18 protein-coding genes are annotated in these 16,556 nt (G+C 72.9%); 9 read left to right on the top strand and 9 right to left on the bottom strand.

The annotated features are described in order from the left end of the window. Positions 1–99: 99 nt before the first annotated feature. Positions 100–492, bottom strand: a complete 393-nt coding sequence (locus tag ACQP1P_RS44695; protein ID WP_433080965.1) for a hypothetical protein — start codon at positions 490–492, stop codon at positions 100–102. 60 nt (positions 493–552) lie between these two features. After that, positions 553–1,347 carry an SDR family NAD(P)-dependent oxidoreductase gene (locus ACQP1P_RS44690; protein WP_433080964.1) on the bottom strand — a complete coding sequence of 265 codons (795 nt, stop codon included), beginning with the start codon at positions 1,345–1,347 and terminating at the stop codon, positions 553–555. A 57-nt stretch (positions 1,348–1,404) separates the two neighbouring features. Here ACQP1P_RS44690 and ACQP1P_RS44685 point away from each other — a divergent pair, with 57 nt between their 5' ends. Next, a complete protein-coding gene (locus ACQP1P_RS44685) occupies positions 1,405–1,743 on the top strand; it encodes a winged helix-turn-helix transcriptional regulator (protein WP_433080962.1) in 339 nt (112 codons plus the stop codon). 71 nt (positions 1,744–1,814) lie between these two features. Beyond that, positions 1,815–2,552, top strand: a complete 738-nt coding sequence (locus ACQP1P_RS44680; protein ID WP_433080960.1) for a lysostaphin resistance A-like protein — start codon at positions 1,815–1,817, stop codon at positions 2,550–2,552. 59 nt (positions 2,553–2,611) lie between these two features. Here ACQP1P_RS44680 and ACQP1P_RS44675 read toward each other — a convergent pair whose 3' ends face one another. From ACQP1P_RS44675 to ACQP1P_RS44665, 3 genes are all read right to left on the bottom strand, one after another. Next, positions 2,612–4,531: an ArnT family glycosyltransferase gene (locus tag ACQP1P_RS44675; protein WP_433080958.1), complete on the bottom strand. Its 1,920-nt coding sequence runs from the start codon at positions 4,529–4,531 to the stop codon at positions 2,612–2,614. A 63-nt stretch (positions 4,532–4,594) separates the two neighbouring features. Then, the gene (locus ACQP1P_RS44670) at positions 4,595–5,314 is read right to left on the bottom strand and encodes an enoyl-CoA hydratase/isomerase family protein (RefSeq protein ID WP_433080956.1); all 720 of its coding nucleotides are present in this window, start codon (positions 5,312–5,314) and stop codon (positions 4,595–4,597) included. Then, positions 5,308–6,777, bottom strand: coding sequence for a glutamate-cysteine ligase family protein (locus ACQP1P_RS44665; RefSeq protein ID WP_433080954.1), 1,470 nt, complete (start codon positions 6,775–6,777; stop codon positions 5,308–5,310). The genes ACQP1P_RS44670 and ACQP1P_RS44665 overlap by 7 nt, the downstream gene beginning before the upstream one ends. Positions 6,778–6,955: 178 nt before the next feature. Here ACQP1P_RS44665 and ACQP1P_RS44660 point away from each other — a divergent pair, with 178 nt between their 5' ends. Genes ACQP1P_RS44660 through ACQP1P_RS44650 form a run of 3 tightly spaced genes read left to right on the top strand, consistent with a single transcriptional unit; the run spans position 6,956 to position 10,280 of the window. Then, positions 6,956–8,155 carry a DUF4407 domain-containing protein gene (locus ACQP1P_RS44660; protein ID WP_433080952.1) on the top strand — a complete coding sequence of 400 codons (1,200 nt, stop codon included), beginning with the start codon at positions 6,956–6,958 and terminating at the stop codon, positions 8,153–8,155. A 58-nt stretch (positions 8,156–8,213) separates the two neighbouring features. Further along, the gene (locus tag ACQP1P_RS44655) at positions 8,214–9,824 is read left to right on the top strand and encodes a glycoside hydrolase family 10 protein (RefSeq protein ID WP_433080950.1); all 1,611 of its coding nucleotides are present in this window, start codon (positions 8,214–8,216) and stop codon (positions 9,822–9,824) included. A gap of 36 nt (positions 9,825–9,860) precedes the next feature. Beyond that, entirely contained in the window at positions 9,861–10,280 is a 420-nt protein-coding gene (locus ACQP1P_RS44650; protein WP_433080948.1) for an SPW repeat domain-containing protein, read from the top strand. A 55-nt stretch (positions 10,281–10,335) separates the two neighbouring features. On the opposite strand, the gene ACQP1P_RS44645 is transcribed toward ACQP1P_RS44650, so the two are convergent. From ACQP1P_RS44645 to ACQP1P_RS44635, 3 genes are all read right to left on the bottom strand, one after another. Then, positions 10,336–10,530 carry a CsbD family protein gene (locus ACQP1P_RS44645; protein WP_433080946.1) on the bottom strand — a complete coding sequence of 65 codons (195 nt, stop codon included), beginning with the start codon at positions 10,528–10,530 and terminating at the stop codon, positions 10,336–10,338. Between the two features lie 25 nt (positions 10,531–10,555). After that, positions 10,556–11,155: a DedA family protein gene (locus ACQP1P_RS44640; protein WP_433080944.1), complete on the bottom strand. Its 600-nt coding sequence runs from the start codon at positions 11,153–11,155 to the stop codon at positions 10,556–10,558. A 71-nt stretch (positions 11,156–11,226) separates the two neighbouring features. Beyond that, positions 11,227–12,204 carry a sigma-70 family RNA polymerase sigma factor gene (locus ACQP1P_RS44635; protein ID WP_433080942.1) on the bottom strand — a complete coding sequence of 326 codons (978 nt, stop codon included), beginning with the start codon at positions 12,202–12,204 and terminating at the stop codon, positions 11,227–11,229. A 36-nt stretch (positions 12,205–12,240) separates the two neighbouring features. On the opposite strand from ACQP1P_RS44635, the gene ACQP1P_RS44630 reads away from it, so the two are divergent. From ACQP1P_RS44630 to ACQP1P_RS44620, 3 genes are all read left to right on the top strand, one after another. Continuing rightward, the gene (locus ACQP1P_RS44630) at positions 12,241–12,933 is read left to right on the top strand and encodes an RluA family pseudouridine synthase (RefSeq protein WP_433080940.1); all 693 of its coding nucleotides are present in this window, start codon (positions 12,241–12,243) and stop codon (positions 12,931–12,933) included. A gap of 75 nt (positions 12,934–13,008) precedes the next feature. Next, positions 13,009–14,223, top strand: coding sequence for a glycosyltransferase (locus tag ACQP1P_RS44625; protein ID WP_433080938.1), 1,215 nt, complete (start codon positions 13,009–13,011; stop codon positions 14,221–14,223). A gap of 111 nt (positions 14,224–14,334) precedes the next feature. Next, positions 14,335–15,384, top strand: coding sequence for a hypothetical protein (locus tag ACQP1P_RS44620; protein WP_433080936.1), 1,050 nt, complete (start codon positions 14,335–14,337; stop codon positions 15,382–15,384). Between the two features lie 27 nt (positions 15,385–15,411). Here ACQP1P_RS44620 and ACQP1P_RS44615 read toward each other — a convergent pair whose 3' ends face one another. Beyond that, positions 15,412–15,918, bottom strand: a complete 507-nt coding sequence (locus tag ACQP1P_RS44615) for a PaaI family thioesterase (RefSeq protein WP_433080934.1) — start codon at positions 15,916–15,918, stop codon at positions 15,412–15,414. Between the two features lie 66 nt (positions 15,919–15,984). Here ACQP1P_RS44615 and ACQP1P_RS44610 point away from each other — a divergent pair, with 66 nt between their 5' ends. Then, the gene (locus ACQP1P_RS44610) at positions 15,985–16,470 is read left to right on the top strand and encodes a winged helix-turn-helix transcriptional regulator (RefSeq protein WP_433080932.1); all 486 of its coding nucleotides are present in this window, start codon (positions 15,985–15,987) and stop codon (positions 16,468–16,470) included. Positions 16,471–16,556: the final 86 nt, after the last annotated feature.

The following is a 16,556-nucleotide window of genomic DNA, read 5'->3' as shown; positions in this document are numbered from 1 at the left end:
ATGTCGTGGCGCGCCAGCGCCCGACATATCGGGACGGACGACGAAACGGCCCCTGACACCCGGTCGGAGGCCGTTCCTCTATGTCGGGCGCGCGGCCGTTCAGCCGGTGAAGGACTCGCAGCGCACGCCGGAATTGGAGGCGATGCCGGTCAGCGTGTCGTCGTACGTGACCGAGCCCCCGGCCGCGACCGTGAGCAGGATCGCGTACGCGTAGATGGACCCGTTCGCCTCGAGCCCGACGAGGAACAGCCCGCCGCCGTGGTTCGGGTAGGTCGCGGGGTCGTACGCCGCGCCCGTGTGCTCGTCGCGGAAGCCCTTCGCGGTCAGGTACGAGTCCGGGACGAAGGTGATGCCCTCCAGGCCGCTGTTCGCGGCGACCGGCGGCAGGTCCGCGGTCAGGTTCCACTCCCGGGTGATCGCGCCCGTCGCCGGGTCGAAGCGCTCGACGGCGGGCAGCGGCGCCGCGGCGAGCAAGAGGAGTTTGGTGCGCACGAGCGCAGCGTCGGGTACCAGCGCTAACCCCGCATGAACGGTGCGCGAACGGCCCGAAGGTCAGGCCGTTCGGGGGAGGCCGTCGACCACCGCCCGCAGGCGCGCGGCCGCGGCCGGGTCGAGGGTCGGCAGCGACGGCGGCAGCGTCCGGCCGCGGTCCAGCGCCGTGAGCTGGGCCGCGGGCGGATCGTCGACGAGCGCCACGATCGGGGCGGCCGACTCGGCGACCGGGCGGGCCGCCACGCGGGCGAGCAGGCCGAGCGCGACCCGCAGCGGCGCGCTCAGCGGCGTGCGGTCCCCGCTGTCGGTGAAGCCCGGGTGGTACAGCACATAGCGCGCCTTGCCCGAGTACCCGGCGCCGAGCAGGTCGTTGAGCCGGCCCGCCTGCAGTTGGGCGCGCACCATCGAGTAGCCGGCCCGCAGCTGCAGGTCGTCCCACGCGATCTCGCCCTTGGTCACGCCGACCCCGCCGACGTTCACGATGACCGGCCGCGGCGCCGCCTCCAGCACCGGGCGCAGGCCCTCGGCGAGGCGATGGCGGGCCAGGAAATACAGGGCGAAGGTGTACTCGAGCCCCTCCGCCGTCTCCCGCCGCGCCGGACTGACCCGGTTGGCGCACAGCACGAGCGCGTCGAGCGCGGTCAGCCTCGCGTTCAGCTCGCCGAGCACCTCCCGCACGGCCGCGCCCGAGCTCAGGTCGGCCGGCAGGAACTCGACGCCGGAGGGCAGCGTGCGCCCCTTCTCCGCGTTGCTGCCGATGACCAGGACACGGTCGCCGCGCTCGTGCCGGGCGAGCGCGGTCGCCCGCCCCATCCCGTCGGTCCCACCGGCGACCACCACAGTTTTCGGGCTCATGCCGCTCATGCCCTCCATCTCAGTACGCTGGCGGCAGGCGCGTAAGGAGGCACTTCAATGTTGGATACGCACACCCGTGTGCCCGTGGCCGAGTACGACGCCTGCCCGGTGACCGGCATCGTGCGCCGCATGGGGGAGCGCTGGACGTTGCTGGTGCTCTCGTTGCTGGCGCGGCGGGCCTACCGCTTCAACGAGCTGCACCGGGCGATCGAGGGCATCAGCCAGCGGATGCTCACGCGCACCCTGCGGACGCTCGAGGCTGACGGGCTGGTCGAGCGGACGGTGTTCCCGACCGTGCCGCCCTCGGTGGAGTACCGGCTGAGCCCGAGTGGCGCGGCGCTGATGGACTCGCTGGCGCCCCTGATCGACTGGGCGGTCACCAACAGCGGACGGTAGGGCCTGCACTACCCCGAAGACTACGCCCAGCGGGATGGGCCGGGCGCCCGCGATTCCATAGCGTCACGTCTATGACGACGACCGTCCTGACCCGGGCCGGGGCCGCACCCCGGACCAGGCTGAGTTGGCCCGCGGTCCTCGCGTTGCACCTGCTCCCGGCCGCCGTGACCTTCGTGGCCGCGCTCGCGTTCGGGCCGGTCGTGCGGGCCTGGCACCTGCCGCCGCAGTTCGCGCTCACCCTGGCCTTCGCGCTCGTGCTGACCCCGATCGAGCTCGGCCTGCTGCTGCGCGCGGCCGGCTGGTCCTGGCGCGGGCTGCCCGGCATCCTGGCGTTCCGGCGGAGGTTGCCGCTGCGGCTGTACCTCACGATCCTGCCCTGCCTGATCGCGATGGCCTTCGGCCTGGTCATCCTGCTCGCGCCCGTGGAGCACCGCATCCTCGACGTCTACCCGGCGGCGTGGCTGCTGCCTTCGGACCCGGGCGCGTTCCCAGTCTGGACCATGGTCGCGACGCTGGCGTTCGCCCTGGTCGTGGACGGGCTCGTGAACCCGGCGGTGGAGGAGCTGTACTTCCGCGCGTACCTCCTGCCGCGCCTGCCGGTCCGCGGCGCCCTCGCGGTCGTCACCTCCGCCGGCCTGTTCGCGGCCCAGCACTACTGGCAGCCCGAGCGGTTCCTCTTCGTCTTCGCGGCCCAGCTCGTGCTCATCGCCGTGATGCTGCGGGTCCGCAGCGTGTGGATCAGCATCGCCGCCCACTGCCTCACCAACAGCCTCGCGATCCTGCTGGCGCTGGCGGCGGTGCTCGCATAGGCGAAGCCCCGCCGGACGGGGGACCCGGCGGGGCTTCGCGGTCGGGAGGGGAGAAGGGTTCAGCTCGTGAGGTCGAACAGGGTGGTGTTGCCGATCGTGGTGGCGGTGTAGTTGGCCTCGACCCAGGCCGCGATCTGCGCGCTCACGCTGCTCCCGCCGTTGCTGCGCCCGCCCAGCCCGGAGCCGCCGATGAAGTAGTGGATCCTGCCTTCGCGCACGTACTGCTGGAACTGCGCGAGGCTCGGCGCCGGGTCGCTGCCGTTGAACCCGCCGATCGCCATCACCGGCAGCTCGGTCGCCAGCTGGTAGCCCGAGGCGTTGTTGGAGCCGATCGCCGCGGCCACCCAGGCGTACTTGGCGCTGTCCTGCCGCAGCGCGGCGACCACCTCGGTGCTCGGGGTCGTGGCGTTGAGCAGTCCGCCCATGCCCCCGCCGATGCCGCCGCCGGTGAAGCCGCCGCGGAACGGGGCGCCCCCGCCGACGGGCAAGCCGCGACCCCCGCCGCCGAAGCCGTTGCCGCCCGCGACCGCCGGGCCGGCCGTGACGATCGAGCCGGTGTGCGCGGTCGCGGCCGTGTTCAGCGAGTAGGCGATCGGGCCGCCCAGGACCGCGAACAGGGCCAGGGCCGCGGCGGCCAGGCGCAGGCCGCGGCCGAGCTGCTGGCTGAGCAGGATGCCGGCGCCGCCCAGGGCCCCGGCGGCGAGCACGGCGACGCGCAGCCACGGGTGGAAGTCGGTCGCGCGGTTGAGCAGGATGTACGACCACACCGCGGTCACCGCCACGGAGCCGCCGAGAACCAGCAGGGCGTACAGGTCGCAGCGTCGCCGCCACAGGGTCGCCGCCCCCATGCCGACCAGCGCGCCGATCGCCGGGGCCAGGGCCACCGTGTAGTAGTCGTGGAAGATGCCCCGCATGTAGCTGAACACGAGCGCGGTGGTGACCAGCCAGCCGCCCCACAGCACGTAGGCGGCCCTGCGCGCCGACCAGACCAGGCCCGCGACGGTGAGGATCAGCGCCGCCGGGAGCAGCCAGGACGCCTGGCCGCCGGTCTGCCCGTCGAGCAGGCGCGACCAGCCGGTCTCGCCCCAGCCGCCGCCGGCGCCCCCACCGCCGCCGACGCTGCCGGTCTCGTTCCCGGTGAGCCGGCCGAAGCCGTTGTACCCGAGGGTGAGCTCCAGGATCGAGTTGGTCTGCGAGCCGCCGACGAAGGGCCGCCACGACGCCGGGGTGAGCGACACGACCGCCACCCACCAGCCCGCCGAGACGATGACCGCCGCGCCCGCCACGAGCAGCTGCACCAGCCGGCGCGCCCAGCCGGTCGGGGCGAAGAGCAGGTAGGCCAGGCCGAACGCGGGCACCACGAGCAGCGCCTGCAGCATCTTCGTCAGGAACCCGAAGCCGACCGCGGAGCCGGCGAGGACCAGCCACCAGGTGCTGCCGCGCTCGATCGCCCGCAGCATGCCGTAGACGCCCGCGACCAGCAGCAGCATGAGCAGCGCGTCGGGGTTGTTGAACCGGAACATCAGGGTGGCGACCGGCGTGGTCGCGAGCACCGCCCCGGCGAGCAGGCCGGCGGCCGGGCCGTGCCAGCGGCGCACGGTGAGGTACAGCAGCCAGACGGTCGCGACCCCGATCAGCGCCTGCGGGGCGAGGACGCTCCACGAGCTGAGCCCGAAGATCCGCACCGCGAGGCCGGTGACCCAGAGGGCGGCCGGCGTCTTGTCGACCGTGATGAAGTTCGAGGCGTCCGAGGATCCGAAGAACCACGCCTTCCAGCTCTCGCCGCCGGCCTGGGCCGCGGCCGCGTAGAACGCGTTGCCCCAGCCGGACGCGCTGAGGTTCCACAGGTACAGCGCGCCGGTGGCGAGCAGCAGGAGCACGAGGGCGGGCCGCACCCAGACGGGATCGCCGGCCCGCGTCTCGGCCCGGGCCGCGGCGGGCGCCGGGGGCGCGGCCGGCGGGGTCAGCGTGGTTGTCATGCCACTCACGCTGCGGCTCGACCCTTCCGGCGGCGTGGGGAGAAGCTGTGGGCCGGCTGTGAGTCAGGTCCAGTTCGGCGCCCGGCGCTCCCGGAACGCGCCGATGCCCTCCGCCATCTCGGCCTCGTCCTGCTCCGGAACCGCCAGACCGCCCAGGACGGCCTTCGCGGCGCGCAGGGTGAGCCGGGAGCGGGACGCGATCGTCGCGGCGAGGTCGTCGACGGTCGCCGCCAGGGCGTCGTCCGGGACCACGAGGTCGGCCAGGCCCCAGCGCTCGGCGGACCGCGCGTCGAACAGGTCCGCGGTGTAGAGCAGCAGCTTCGCGCGGGCCGGGCCGACGAGCGCGGCCAGGCGGCGGGTCGGCACCGGCGGGTAGACGATGCCGAGCTTGGCCGGGGTGACCCCGAAGCGCGCCGACTCGCCCGCGACCCGCAGATCGCAGGCGACGGCCAGCTGGCAGCCGCCGCCGACGCAGAAGCCGTCGATGCGCGCGATCGTCGGCCGCGGGAAGTCCGCGAGGGCCCGCTCGGCCGCGACCGCCACGCTGTCGTCGCCGGCCCGGGCGATCGCCGCGGCCTCCGTGAGGTCGGCCCCGGCGCAGAACGTGCCCCCGGCCCCGGCCACCACCAGCACGCGCACCGAGTCGTCCTTGGCGAGCCGGCCGAGGATCTCGGGCAGGGCGGCCCACATCCCGGCGCTCATCGCGTTGCGCTTGGCCGGGTTGGTGATCACGAGGGTGGCGAGCGGGCCGTCCTGGGTCAGGACGAGCTCGCCGGTCACCATTCGTGCACGGGGATGTTCGAATGCATCCTCGGAAGGTACTCCGCGAGCAGCTTGCGCATCGTGTCGTCCCGCTGCACCGGGCCGCTGCCCTCGATCGCGTGCGCGGCCTCGACCAGCCAGGCGGCGCCGTTGCGCTGGGCGAGGCAGCGGTGCTCGATGATGCCGAGCAGCCGGTCGCGGTGGCCGGGGTCGACGCCCCAGTCGTCCAGGCCCTCGTAGGCCAGCGGCAGCAGCCGGCGCAGCACCAGCTCGGTCACCGGGACCGAGCCCAGGCCCGGCCAGAACACCGAGGCCTCGATGCCCAGGCGGGCCGCGGTGTGGAAGTTCTCCTCGGCCGCGCCGAACGACATCTGGGTCCACACCGGCCGGTCCTGGCTCGCGAGCCGGTGCACGAGGCCGAAGTAGAACGCGGCGTTGGCCATGCTGTCCACGACCGTCGGGCCCGCCGGGAGTACCCGGTTCTCGACCCGCACGTGGGGCCGGCCGTCGACGACGTCGTAGATGGGCCGGTTCCAGCGGTAGATGGTGCCGTTGTGCAGCTTGAGCTCGCCCAGCCGCGGCGCCTCGCCGCGCTCGAGGGCGTCGATCGGGTCCTCGTCCTCGCAGATGGGCAGCAGGGCGGGGAAGTACCGCACGTTCTCCTCGAACAGGTCGAAGATCGAGGTGATCCAGCGCTCCCCGAACCAGACCCGCGGTCGCACGCCCTGGCTCTTGAGCTCCTCCGCGCGGGTGTCGGTGGCCTGCTCGAACAGCGGGATGCGGGTCTCGCGCCACAGCTCCTGGCCGAACAGGTAGGGCGCGTTCGCCCCCAGCGCCACCTGCACGGCCGCGATGGCCTGGGCCGCGTTCCAGTACGCCGCGAACTGCTGCGGCGTCACCTGGAGATGGAACTGCACGCTGGTGCAGGCCGCCTCGGGCGCGATCGAGTCGCACCGCACGTGCAGCCGCTCGACCCCGTCGATGGCGATCATGAGGTCCTCGCCGCGGGCCGCGAAGATCTGCTCGTTCAGCAGCGAGTACCGCGGATTGGCCGACAGCACGTCGGGCGTGAGCAGGTCGCGGCGCAGCGTCGGCAGGATGCCGATCATCGCGAGCCGGGTGTCGACCTGGGCCGCGTGCTCCTCGGCCGCGTTGAGGCTCTCCCGCACTTGGGCCTCGAACCTGGCCAGGCCGTCGCCGGCGAGCCGCTGCGGGGGCACGTTGATCTCGATGTTGAACTGGCCGAGCTCGGTCACGAACGCCGGGTCGGCCAGCGTGTCGAGCACCCGCTGGTTGCGCAGCGCCGGGTCGTAGTGCTCGTCGACGAGGTTGAGCTCGATCTCGAGGCCGCTCATGCCGTCGCCGGCCTCGAACGGGTTCTCGGCGAGCATCCGGGCGAACGCGTCCAGGCAGCGGCGGACCTTGTCGCGGTACCGCATCCGGTCTTCCCGGCTGAAGACGGTCGACTCGACGTCCTTGCCCATGGGATGCCACCTCCGCGCTGGGAAAAGCCGTGCCCTCTGGCATACCACGATGCGCGCTTTTTTACTCCTGCCCGTCTGGTCCGCCCCGCCACGCCGGCGGACGGGAGCGGTCGCCGGGGACGGCCGCCTTTCGTCAAACGCCCATGAATGCGACTTATCCTCGCGTACCGTCGCTAGCATGGCAGGGGGATCCGCGCTTCTGAAGGTCGCCAACGTCAACCCGGCGAGCGTGCGGACCCACACCGATCGGGCGCTCTACAGCTCCATCGGGCTCTTCATCCTGCTATATGGCGTGTACGCGATCGTCGGCGCGGCGAGCTTCGTCGACGCGTCCACGAACTACGCGCACCCGTGGTGGCAGTGGCTGGTCGGTCCGCCGGTCGCGCTGGCGGTCATCGCCTACGACCGGGCCGTGGTCGGGCGCGTCGCGGTGAACTTCGAGCAGCTGGACTCGGCCGACCCGCACCATCTGCTGCGGCGGCGCACGCTCGGGCTCTACGCCGGGCGCATGCTGCTCGCGCTGCTGTTCGCCGTGGTGATCACCGAGCCGCTCATGCTCGCCCGGTACAAGGGCGAGATCGACGCCTACCTCGGCACCGTGCACAACCAGCAGCTCGCCCGGCTCGAGCAGAGCGGCGCGATCGCCACCTTCCAGCGCCAGGTCGACGCGCTGCGGGCGCAGGACACCGCCGACGACAAGGCCGTGGCCGACCTGCACCGGCTCGCCGCGGACAAGCGCAAGGAGTCCGCGGCGATCTACGACCAGGCGCTGGCCGACTCCCGCGCCGGCGGCGTGACCCGGCGGGCCGGCTGCCCGGCCGGCGGCTACTGCGACACGCTCGTGCGGCAGTCCCGCACGCTCATGGACGAGGCCACCCGCCTCGACGGCGAGGCCGCGACGCTGCGCGCCGGCCAGGAGCCGGGCCGGCAGTCCCGCGCCGACCAGGTGCGGTCGCTGCTCGCGCAGATCGCCGAGCAGCGCGGCGCGAATCGGGCCTCGGTCGAGGCCGGGGCCGGTTTCGGGGCCCGCACGACCGCGATGTGGCACCTGGTGACCAGCGACTTCTGGGGCTTCGGGTTCTTCTATCTCGGCGTCGCCGCGCTGCTGGTCTGCCTGGACTGCGCCGCGGTCTGGCTCAAGCTGGTCTCGCACGGCAACGGCTACGAGCGCACCGAGGCCCGCGAGGCCCGGCGCAAGGAGCTGTCCGAGACCCGCCGCCACGAGCAGGAGCTGCTGGTCACGGACCGGGCGCAGGCCCTGGCCGGCGACGGCCTGGAGACCGTGGTGGCCGAGCGGCGGCTCATGGACGCCGCCGTGAGCCGGGCCACCGAGCGGTTGATGGCGGAACTGGAGGACCAGTCCCGACTGGTCCGTTAGGGCAGAAGTTGCCCCGATGTCTTGCTTCCGGCCCCCGCCCTACGGGCAGACTGGGCCGGTGCATCACCGCCTGCCCGCCCGCACGTCGGTGCTGCCGCTCGTGATCGGGCTCGTGCTGGTCCTCCTGGGCGGCGTCGGGCTGGCCCGCATGGTCTGGGACGACGCCATCAACGCCTCGGCCGGCACGCCCTCCACGGACCGTGTCGACCGCATCGCGGACCGGGCCGACCGGGCCACCGACCCGCGCGCGTCCCGCTGCGGCGGCGTCCCGCTGAGCGCGCCCCGGGAGCTGCGCGGCGTCTGGATCACCACGGTCGAGAACATCGACTGGCCCAGCCGCCCGGGGCTGCCCGCGGACCAGATCAAGCAGGAGTACCTGGGCTGGCTGGACCTCGCCCAGCGCCGCAACCTCAACGCGGTCTTCGTGCACGTCCGGCCCAGCGGCGACGCGCTGTGGCCGTCCGACTTCGCGCCCTGGTCGGAGTGGATCACCGGGGTGCGCGGCCAGGGCCCCGGCTTCGACCTGATGCAGTGGATGATCGACGAGACGCACCGGCGCGATCTGGAGTTCCACGCCTGGTTCAACCCGTATCGGGGCAGCCAGCCCGCGCCCTCCGGGGCCGGCCCGGACATCAACGCGCTCGCCCCCGACCACCCGCTGCGCAAGCACCCGGAGTGGGCGGTCGTCTACCCATCGGTGGGCACCACCGGCAGCCGCCTGCACTTCAACCCGGGCATTCCCGAGGCGCGCAAGTTCGTCGAGGACTCGATGCTGGAGGCGGTGCAGCAGTACGACGTCGACGGCGTGCACTTCGACGACTTCTTCTACCAGTACCCGGTCGGCAAGCAGGACTACCCCGACGACGGGGCGTACCGGCAGTACGGCGGCGGCAAGAGCAAGGCCGACTGGCGCCGCGAGAACGTGAACCTGCTGGTCAAGGAGGTGAGTCAGCGGATCAAGCAGCTCAAGCCGTGGGTGAAGTTCGGGATCAGCCCGTTCGGGATCTGGCGCAACGACGGCACCGATCCGGCCGGCTCGCCGACCCGCGGCCTGCAGAGCTACGACGACATCTACGCCGACACCCGCACATGGGTGCGCGAGCAGTGGCTCGACTACATCGTGCCGCAGCTGTACTGGAACATCGGCTTCGACGTCGCCGACTACGCGAAGCTCGTGCCCTGGTGGGTCGACGTCGTCAAGGACACGAGGGTGCAGCTGTACATCGGCCAGGCCGACTACCGCGTCGGGCAGGCCGGCCCGTGGTCCGACCCCGCCGAGCTCGACCGCCAGCTCGCCCTGAACCGCAAGTACGCCCAGGTCACCGGCAGCGTCCACTTCAGCGCCAAGAACCTGCGGGCGGACGCGCTCGGCTCCGTCTCGAAGTACGCCGGCGACTTCTACAGCACGCCCGCGCTGCCGCCGCTCATGCGGTGGCTGCCGAACAAGGCCCCGGCCGCACCCACCCTGTCCACCGCGGCCGACGGTGACAACGTGAAGCTGACCTGGAAGGGCCAGGGCGTCTCCGCGGCGGTCTACCGGGTCGACGGCGGTGCGGCCAAACTGGTCGCCACCCGGCGCGGCGGCGACGGGGAGTTCACCGGCCCCAAGGGCACGTACTGCGTCACCGCGCTCGACCGCTCCTGGAACGAAAGCGCTCCGGCGGGGTGATCACCGCTCATCCGGCCGCCCCGAAGGCTGTCGGCCATGAGCAGCTTCATCTCGGAACAGGACTTCACGACGCCGGCGCACATCCGCCTGGATCCCGTCGCGCCCGAGCGGCCCCCCGCCGCCCGCGCGACGCGGACCCTGCCGCTGACCGTCGTCTTCCTGGCGGCGGTGTGGCTGGTGGTGTCGGCGGTGCCGTTCGGGTACATCGGGGCGGGCCGCTACGACATCTTCTGGAGCGACGCGGTGACCGGCATCGCGCTGGCCGTCACGACCCTGATCCGGCTGCTCAAGCCGAGCGCGGCCGGGTTCACCCCGATCATCGGCGGGCTCGCCGGATGGGTGCTCGTCGCGCCGCTGGTGCTGCGGTTCGGCTGGTCGGCCTCGACCGCCAACGACATCGCCGTGGGCCTGCTCATCCTCACGTGCGCCGCGTTCGGCCCCGAAGAACGGGCCTGAGAACGCGGGCGGGCCGCCCCGGAATCGGGGCGGCCCATCTGCGTCGCGAGTGCGATCAGCGGTCGAACGCGTCGGCGACGTTGCGCCCGGCGTCCTTCACGTGATCGCCGGCCTGCTTGGCCTTCGCGGCGGCGCGCTCAGCGGCGCCTTCGGCCTGGAGCCGCTCGTTGTCGGTCATGTCGCCGTACTTCTCCTTGGCGGCACCCTTGAGCTCTTCGGCCTTGTGCTCGACCTTGTCCGTGAAACTCATCGCACGTCCCTTCCACGTATTCCGGTCACGCCTTGCTGATGAGTGGTTGCCCGGCCGGGCGCGTTCGCAAACGTAGCCGCCGTACCAGCGTCGTCACGCCCGTCACGGTGAACGACAGCGCGATCCCCAGCCCCGCGGCCGCGAGCGGGTTGCCGGTGAAGACGTTCCCGCCGAGATAGCCCAGGCCGGCGATGTAGACGCTCCACAGCACGGCCCCGGCGGCCAGGGCGGGCAGCAGGCGCCGCCGCGGGAACTGCGCGTAGCCGCTCACCAGGGCAACCGTGGTGCGCCCGAGGGGCACGAACCGGCCGCCGGCGACGATCGCGCCGCCGTGCCGGTCGAGCAGCCGCGAGACCCAGCCGACGGCCTTCCAGGAGCGCTCGCCGCGCAGGAGCCGCTCGACCAGCCGCCGCCCGCCGCGCCGGGCCACCTCGTGCATGAGCACGTCGCCGGCGAACACCGCGGTGATCGAGCAGAGCAGCACGGCGGCCGGGTGCAGGTGCCCGCTCGCGGCGAGCGCCCCGCCCGCGATCACGCTCGTCTCCGCCGGTACCGCCGGGATCAAGCAGTCCAGCACCAGCAGTACGAAGATCACCAGGTAAGCCCAGCCGGCCATCGCCTCCATGCCACCAACCCTGCCGGTCGGGGGCCGCGAAATCAGCGGTGCCAGCCCGCCGAACGGCAGGGGGGTTTCCCCTACCCCGCCCGGTCGTGGACGACGAAGAACTCGAAGACGCGCGGGTCGTGGAAGGCGGTCAGCTCCGTGATCAGGCCGCCCTCGACGCGGATGACCCCGACGGCGAAGGGGCGCTCCACCGTCTCGCCCGGCGGCGTGTGGTAGACGACCATCGCCGGGTCGCGGTTGGCGCGGGTGAGCTCGGCGCGGACCCGCCCGACGTGGAACGGCGCGCCGGGCGGGACGCTCTGCGCGAGCGTGGCGGCGATGGCGTCCCGGCCGAGGTACCACATCGGCAGCGGCGGCATCGCCGCGCGCGCCTCGTCGGCGAGCAGCCGCGCCATGCCCCGCACGTCGGCGCGCTGGAAGGCCTCGACGTACCGTCGCAGCACCTCCTGCTCGTCCGGGTCGGGCCCACGCTCGGGCGTCCAGTCCTCGCCGCGCTCCGGCAGCCGCTCCCGCAGGGTCGCCCGGGCCCGTTGCAGGGCGCTGTTGACCGCCGGGACCGTGACGTCGAGCAGCCCCGCGGTCTCCGCCGCCGACCAGCCGAGCACGTCCCGCGCGACGAGCACGGCCCGCTGCCGCGGCGGCAGGTGCTGCAGCGCGGCCAGGAACGCGAGCTCCACCGTCTCCCGGGCGACCGCGCGGGTCTCCGGGTCGGCGTCGAGCACCCGGTCGGGCAGCGGCTCCAGCCAGGCGACGTCGGCGCGCGGGGGCCGGTCGTCGCCGGGGCCGGACGGCGGCCCGAGGTCCATCGGCAGGATGCGGCGCTGGGCGCTCTTGAGCACGTCGAGGCAGGCGTTGGTGGCGATGCGGTAGAGCCACGCCCGCACCGACGAGCGCCCCTGGAACGCGTCCCAGCCCTTCCAGGCGCGCAGGAACGTCTCCTGCACCAGGTCCTCGGCCTCGTGATAGGAGCCGAGCATCCGGTAGCAGTGCAGCTCCAGCTCCCGCCGGTGCGGCTCGATCTCGCTCAGGTCCATTTCGCTCAGGTCCATGCGAGCCCCCTCTTCCCTCCGTGCGAGATTAGGACGATGTGGGCCGAGTTTCGTGAGCGCGTGCTGCTGGAGGACGACGCGATCCTGGTGCTGGACAAGCCGGTGGGCGTCTCCGTGATGGGCGAGCGGCACGAGTCCGACCTGGTCCGCATGGCCGCGGACGCCGGCGAGCAGCTGTTCCCGGTGCACCGCATCGACAAGGTCACCTCGGGCGTGATCCTGTTCGCGAAGGACCTGGCCGCGCACGGCGGCCTGACGCGGCAGTTCAACAAGCGCACGGTGGAGAAGGCGTATCTGGCGGTGACGGCCCCGGGCGGCCTGCCGCCGTCCGGCCGCGTCGAGCTGCCGCTGAGCGTCGGGCGCAAGAACCGGGTCCGGATCGCGGCGCCCCGGGAGAGCATCGTGCTCACCGACGGCACCTGGAGCGTGCCGGCGTCGGCGGTGTTCGACACCGTGCCGACGTACCCGTCGACGACGACCTTCACCGTGCGCGCCCAGACCCCGCAGCGCGCGCTGCTGGAGGCGTATCCGCACACCGGCCGCCGCCACCAGATCCGCGTGCACCTGGCCTGGATCGGCCACCCGATCGTGGGGGACCCGCTGTTCGAGAAGAACCCGGCCGGCCGCACCTTCCTGCACTCGTGGCGGCTGTCGTTCGACCACAACGGCGCGCGGGTGACCGTGCAGGCCCCGATGCCGGACGAGTTCGCGCAGGCCACGGGCGCATAGCGGGCGCGGGGACTCCCAGCCGGGGCACAGGTTCGCCGGACGTTGCCGGAAGGTGCCGGCCGGACGCTTCGGGGCATGAGCAGTGTGACGCTTCCTCGCGCGGTCGGCGCGGGCCCCCGCAACACCGGCGCCGTCCTCGACGTCGTCATCCCGGTCTACAACGAGCAGGCCGATCTCGCTCCCTGCGTGCGCCGCCTGCACCGGCACCTGAGCGAGAGTTTTCCGTACCCCTTTCGCATCACCGTCGCCGACAACGCCAGCACCGACGGCACGGCCGCGGTCGCCCGGGCGCTCGGCCAGGAGCTGGACGGCGTCGAGGTGCTCCGGCTCGCCGAGAAGGGCCGCGGCCGCGCGCTGAAGCAGGCCTGGTCCGCCTCCGACGCGCCCGTGCTCGCCTACATGGACGTCGACCTCAGCACCGACCTCAACGCGCTGCTGCCGCTGGTCGCGCCGCTGCTGTCGGGCCACTCCGACGTGTCGATCGGCTCCCGCCTGGCGCGCGGGTCGCGGGTCGTGCGGGGGACCAAGCGCGAGTTCATCTCCCGCAGTTACAACCGCATCCTTCGTACCGCCCTGAGCGCCGGCTTCTCCGACGCGCAGTGCGGCTTCAAGGCCATCCGCCGGGAGGTCGCCGAGCACCTCCTGCCGCTCGTCGAGGACACCGGCTGGTTCTTCGACACCGAGCTGCTCGTGCTCGCCCAGCGCGCCGGCCTGCGCATCCACGAGGTGCCGGTCGACTGGATCGACGACCCCGACAGCCGGGTCGACATCGTCGCGACCGCCGTCGCCGACCTCAAGGGCATCGTGCGGCTGGGCCGGGCGCTGGTCACCGGGAAGGTGCCGGTCGCCGCGCTGCGCAGCCGGCTCGGGCGGGCCCCGCTGGTCGAGGGCGTCCCCGCCGGCATGCTGCCGCAGCTGCTGCGCTTCGGCGGCATCGGCGTGCTCTCCACCGTGGCGTTCCTGGTCCTCTACGCCCTTCTGCGCCCCGCGCTCGGGGCCCAGGCGGCGAACTTCGTGGCGCTGCTGAGCACCGCGATCGCCAACACCGCGCTCAACCGCCGGCTCACGTTCGCCATCCGCGGCGGTGAAGGCGCGATCCGCCACCAGCTCCAGGGCCTGATGCTCTTCGTCCTCGGGCTGGCGCTCAACGCGGCCGCGCTGGCCGCGCTGAACATGGCCGCGCCCGGGCACGCCCACGCGGCCGAGCTCGCCGTGCTCCTGGCCGCGAACGCGGTCACCACCCTGCTGCGGTTCATCCTCATGCGGGTGTGGGTCTTCCGCGCCTCCTGACCGGCGCGCCGCCGAGAAGCCCCGGTTGCCGACAAAACTGGTCAAGTCTGACACGCCGGAGTCGCCCGTACGATACCGTCAAATGTGGTGAAAGCGGGATTTCTTCATGAAGTGCGCGACGGCGTCACGCCGCGCGCGGGTGCGCTGGTCCTCGCGGTCCTGGCCCTGCAGATGGCGTTCATCGCCAGCTACATCGGGGCCTTCCACGAGCCGACCCCGCACCGGATTCCTATGGCCGTCGCCGCGCCCCCCGAGGCGCTCGACGACCTGGTCGGCAAGCTCGACCGGCTGCCCGGCGAGCCGCTGGACGCGCGACCCGCGTTCAGCGAGGACGCCGCACGCCGGATGATCGACCAGCGCGAGGTGTACGGGGCGTTCGTCGTCTCCAACACCGACGCCACCGACCGGCTCATCGTCGCCAGTGCGGCCGGCTCGAGCGTGGCCACCGCGCTCGAGCAGATCATCACGCCGCTCGAGGACGCCCAGAAGCGCGCCTTCACGACCGAGGACGCCCACCCGGCCCTGCTCGGCGACGCGCGCGGCCTCTCCGGCTTCTACCTCGCGCTGGGCTGGGTCGTGGGCGGATACCTGGTCGCCCTCGCGGTGAGCATGAGCAAGGGCGCCCGCCCCGCCAACCCGCACCGGGCCCTGGTCCGGCTGCTGTCCCTGGCGGTCTACTCGGCCGTGTCCGGCGTCGGCGGCGCCCTCGTCGCGGGCTCGCTGTTCGGGGCCCTGGACGGCCACTTCGCGCAGCTGTGGTGGTTCGGCGCGCTGCTGGTGTTCGCCGCGGGCTGCTGCACGATGGCGCTGCAGGCGGCGTTCGGTTTCGTCGGTACCGGCCTGACGGTCCTGCTCTTCGTGGTCCTCGGCAACCCGAGCGCGGGCGGCGCCTACCCGGCCCCGCTGTTGCCGCCGTTCTGGCGCGCGATCGGGCAGTGGCTGCCGCCGGGCCTGGGCACCGAGGCGATCCGCGGCATCGTGTACTTCGACGGCGCCGGAGTGCAGCGCGCGGCGATCGTGCTCGGCGGCTACGCGCTCTTCGGCCTCGTCGGCACGCTGCTGGTGGCCCAGATCGCCCAGCCTCGCCAGGTGGTCATCACGCCGGGGCAGAGCCTGGTCCCGTCCGGCCGCCGCGACCCGGTGCCGTCGTCCCGCGCGTGACCGGGGTGCGGGCCTCGGCCGCCGCGATCACGGCATCTCGAACAGCATGCACGTCGACGTGGCGTGCGCGATCAGCGCGCCGCGGCCGTCGGTGACCTGGGCCTGCGCCAGGGCCGTGCGCCGCCCCTTCGACAGCACCGTCCCCTCGCACGTCAGCACGCCGGAGGCGATCGAGGCCGGGCGCAGGAACTTGGTGGTGAGGTCGAGCGTCGTGTACCCCATGCCCGCCGGCAGGGTCGAGTGGACCGCGCAGCCCGTGGCGGTGTCCAGCAGGGTGGCCAGCACCCCACCGTGCACGGTGCCGAGGGGGTTGTAGTGGTACTCCTGCGGCTCCAGCGTCACCGTGACGCGCCCCTCCTCGACGTCGAAGCGCCCGGTGCCGAGCAGGTGCATGATCGGTGGGGCCGGCAGCTCGCCGCGGTTCATGGCTCGCAGCAGTTCCAGCCCGCTGCGCCGGCCGATCTGCTCGGCGTTGAGCATCGGGTCGGACCAGGAGAACGTGCGGCTGCGAAGGTCGCCCTCGGTCTGGGTCATGGAGCCAGCGTCGCGGCCCGGGGCTAAGTCTGTCAACAGGACTCAGCCCCGGGTTAGCCTGGCAGCATGAGACCTAGGGCACTCGAGTGGTCCGTCGAGAACTGCACGATCGGGCGCGCGATGGCGATTCTCGGGGAGCGGTGGACGCTCGTCGTGCTCCGGGAGGTCTTCAACGGCATCTTCCGCTTCGACGACATGCGGGAGCGCACCGGCATCCCCCGGCAGGTGCTCACCAACCGGCTCGGCGTGCTCGTGGACAACGGGATCCTGCGCCGGGTGCCCTACCGCGAGCCCGGGTCGCGGGCCCGCGACGAGTACCGCCTCACCGAGAAGGGCTTCGACCTCTACCCGCTGCTCGTCGCCGTGCGCGAGTGGGGCGACCGGTACCTCGCCGACCCGGGCGGCCCGCCGCTGGAGACCGTGCACCGCGACTGCGGCGCCCACGTGCACGCCACGCTCGTGTGCGAGGCCGGGCACCACGAGGTCGCCCCCCGTGACGTCGTGCCGCGGCCGGGACCCGGGGCAATTCGGCGCACGCCCGCCGAAATCTAGTGCTCGGCGTCACGCACCGTGCGTGAAGTACGACCGATCTGTTGACAACGGAACGCTACGCGCTGCCCAACCATGGATCACGGCTA

The organism is Dactylosporangium sp. CA-052675 (genome assembly GCF_050947935.1).
Taxonomy (GTDB): Bacteria; Actinomycetota; Actinomycetes; order Mycobacteriales; family Micromonosporaceae; genus Dactylosporangium.
This window is presented reverse-complemented; position numbering and strand designations above follow the sequence as displayed.

Excerpts from the sequence above, each read along its gene's own strand:
- ACQP1P_RS44690 (WP_433080964.1), bottom strand. The coding sequence starts at position 1,347 with ATGAGCCCGAAAACTGTGGTGGTCGCCGGTGGGACCGACGGGATGGGG.
- ACQP1P_RS44685 (WP_433080962.1), top strand. The coding sequence starts at position 1,405 with ATGTTGGATACGCACACCCGTGTGCCCGTGGCCGAGTACGACGCCTGC.
- ACQP1P_RS44680 (WP_433080960.1), top strand. The coding sequence starts at position 1,815 with ATGACGACGACCGTCCTGACCCGGGCCGGGGCCGCACCCCGGACCAGG.
- ACQP1P_RS44675 (WP_433080958.1), bottom strand. The coding sequence starts at position 4,531 with ATGACAACCACGCTGACCCCGCCGGCCGCGCCCCCGGCGCCCGCCGCG.
- ACQP1P_RS44670 (WP_433080956.1), bottom strand. The coding sequence starts at position 5,314 with ATGGTGACCGGCGAGCTCGTCCTGACCCAGGACGGCCCGCTCGCCACC.
- ACQP1P_RS44665 (WP_433080954.1), bottom strand. The coding sequence starts at position 6,777 with ATGGGCAAGGACGTCGAGTCGACCGTCTTCAGCCGGGAAGACCGGATG.
- ACQP1P_RS44660 (WP_433080952.1), top strand. The coding sequence starts at position 6,956 with ATGGCAGGGGGATCCGCGCTTCTGAAGGTCGCCAACGTCAACCCGGCG.
- ACQP1P_RS44650 (WP_433080948.1), top strand. The coding sequence starts at position 9,861 with ATGAGCAGCTTCATCTCGGAACAGGACTTCACGACGCCGGCGCACATC.
- ACQP1P_RS44645 (WP_433080946.1), bottom strand. The coding sequence starts at position 10,530 with ATGAGTTTCACGGACAAGGTCGAGCACAAGGCCGAAGAGCTCAAGGGT.
- ACQP1P_RS44640 (WP_433080944.1), bottom strand. The coding sequence starts at position 11,155 with ATGGAGGCGATGGCCGGCTGGGCTTACCTGGTGATCTTCGTACTGCTG.
- ACQP1P_RS44635 (WP_433080942.1), bottom strand. The coding sequence starts at position 12,204 with ATGGACCTGAGCGAAATGGACCTGAGCGAGATCGAGCCGCACCGGCGG.
- ACQP1P_RS44630 (WP_433080940.1), top strand. The coding sequence starts at position 12,241 with ATGTGGGCCGAGTTTCGTGAGCGCGTGCTGCTGGAGGACGACGCGATC.
- ACQP1P_RS44625 (WP_433080938.1), top strand. The coding sequence starts at position 13,009 with ATGAGCAGTGTGACGCTTCCTCGCGCGGTCGGCGCGGGCCCCCGCAAC.
- ACQP1P_RS44615 (WP_433080934.1), bottom strand. The coding sequence starts at position 15,918 with ATGACCCAGACCGAGGGCGACCTTCGCAGCCGCACGTTCTCCTGGTCC.
- ACQP1P_RS44610 (WP_433080932.1), top strand. The coding sequence starts at position 15,985 with ATGAGACCTAGGGCACTCGAGTGGTCCGTCGAGAACTGCACGATCGGG.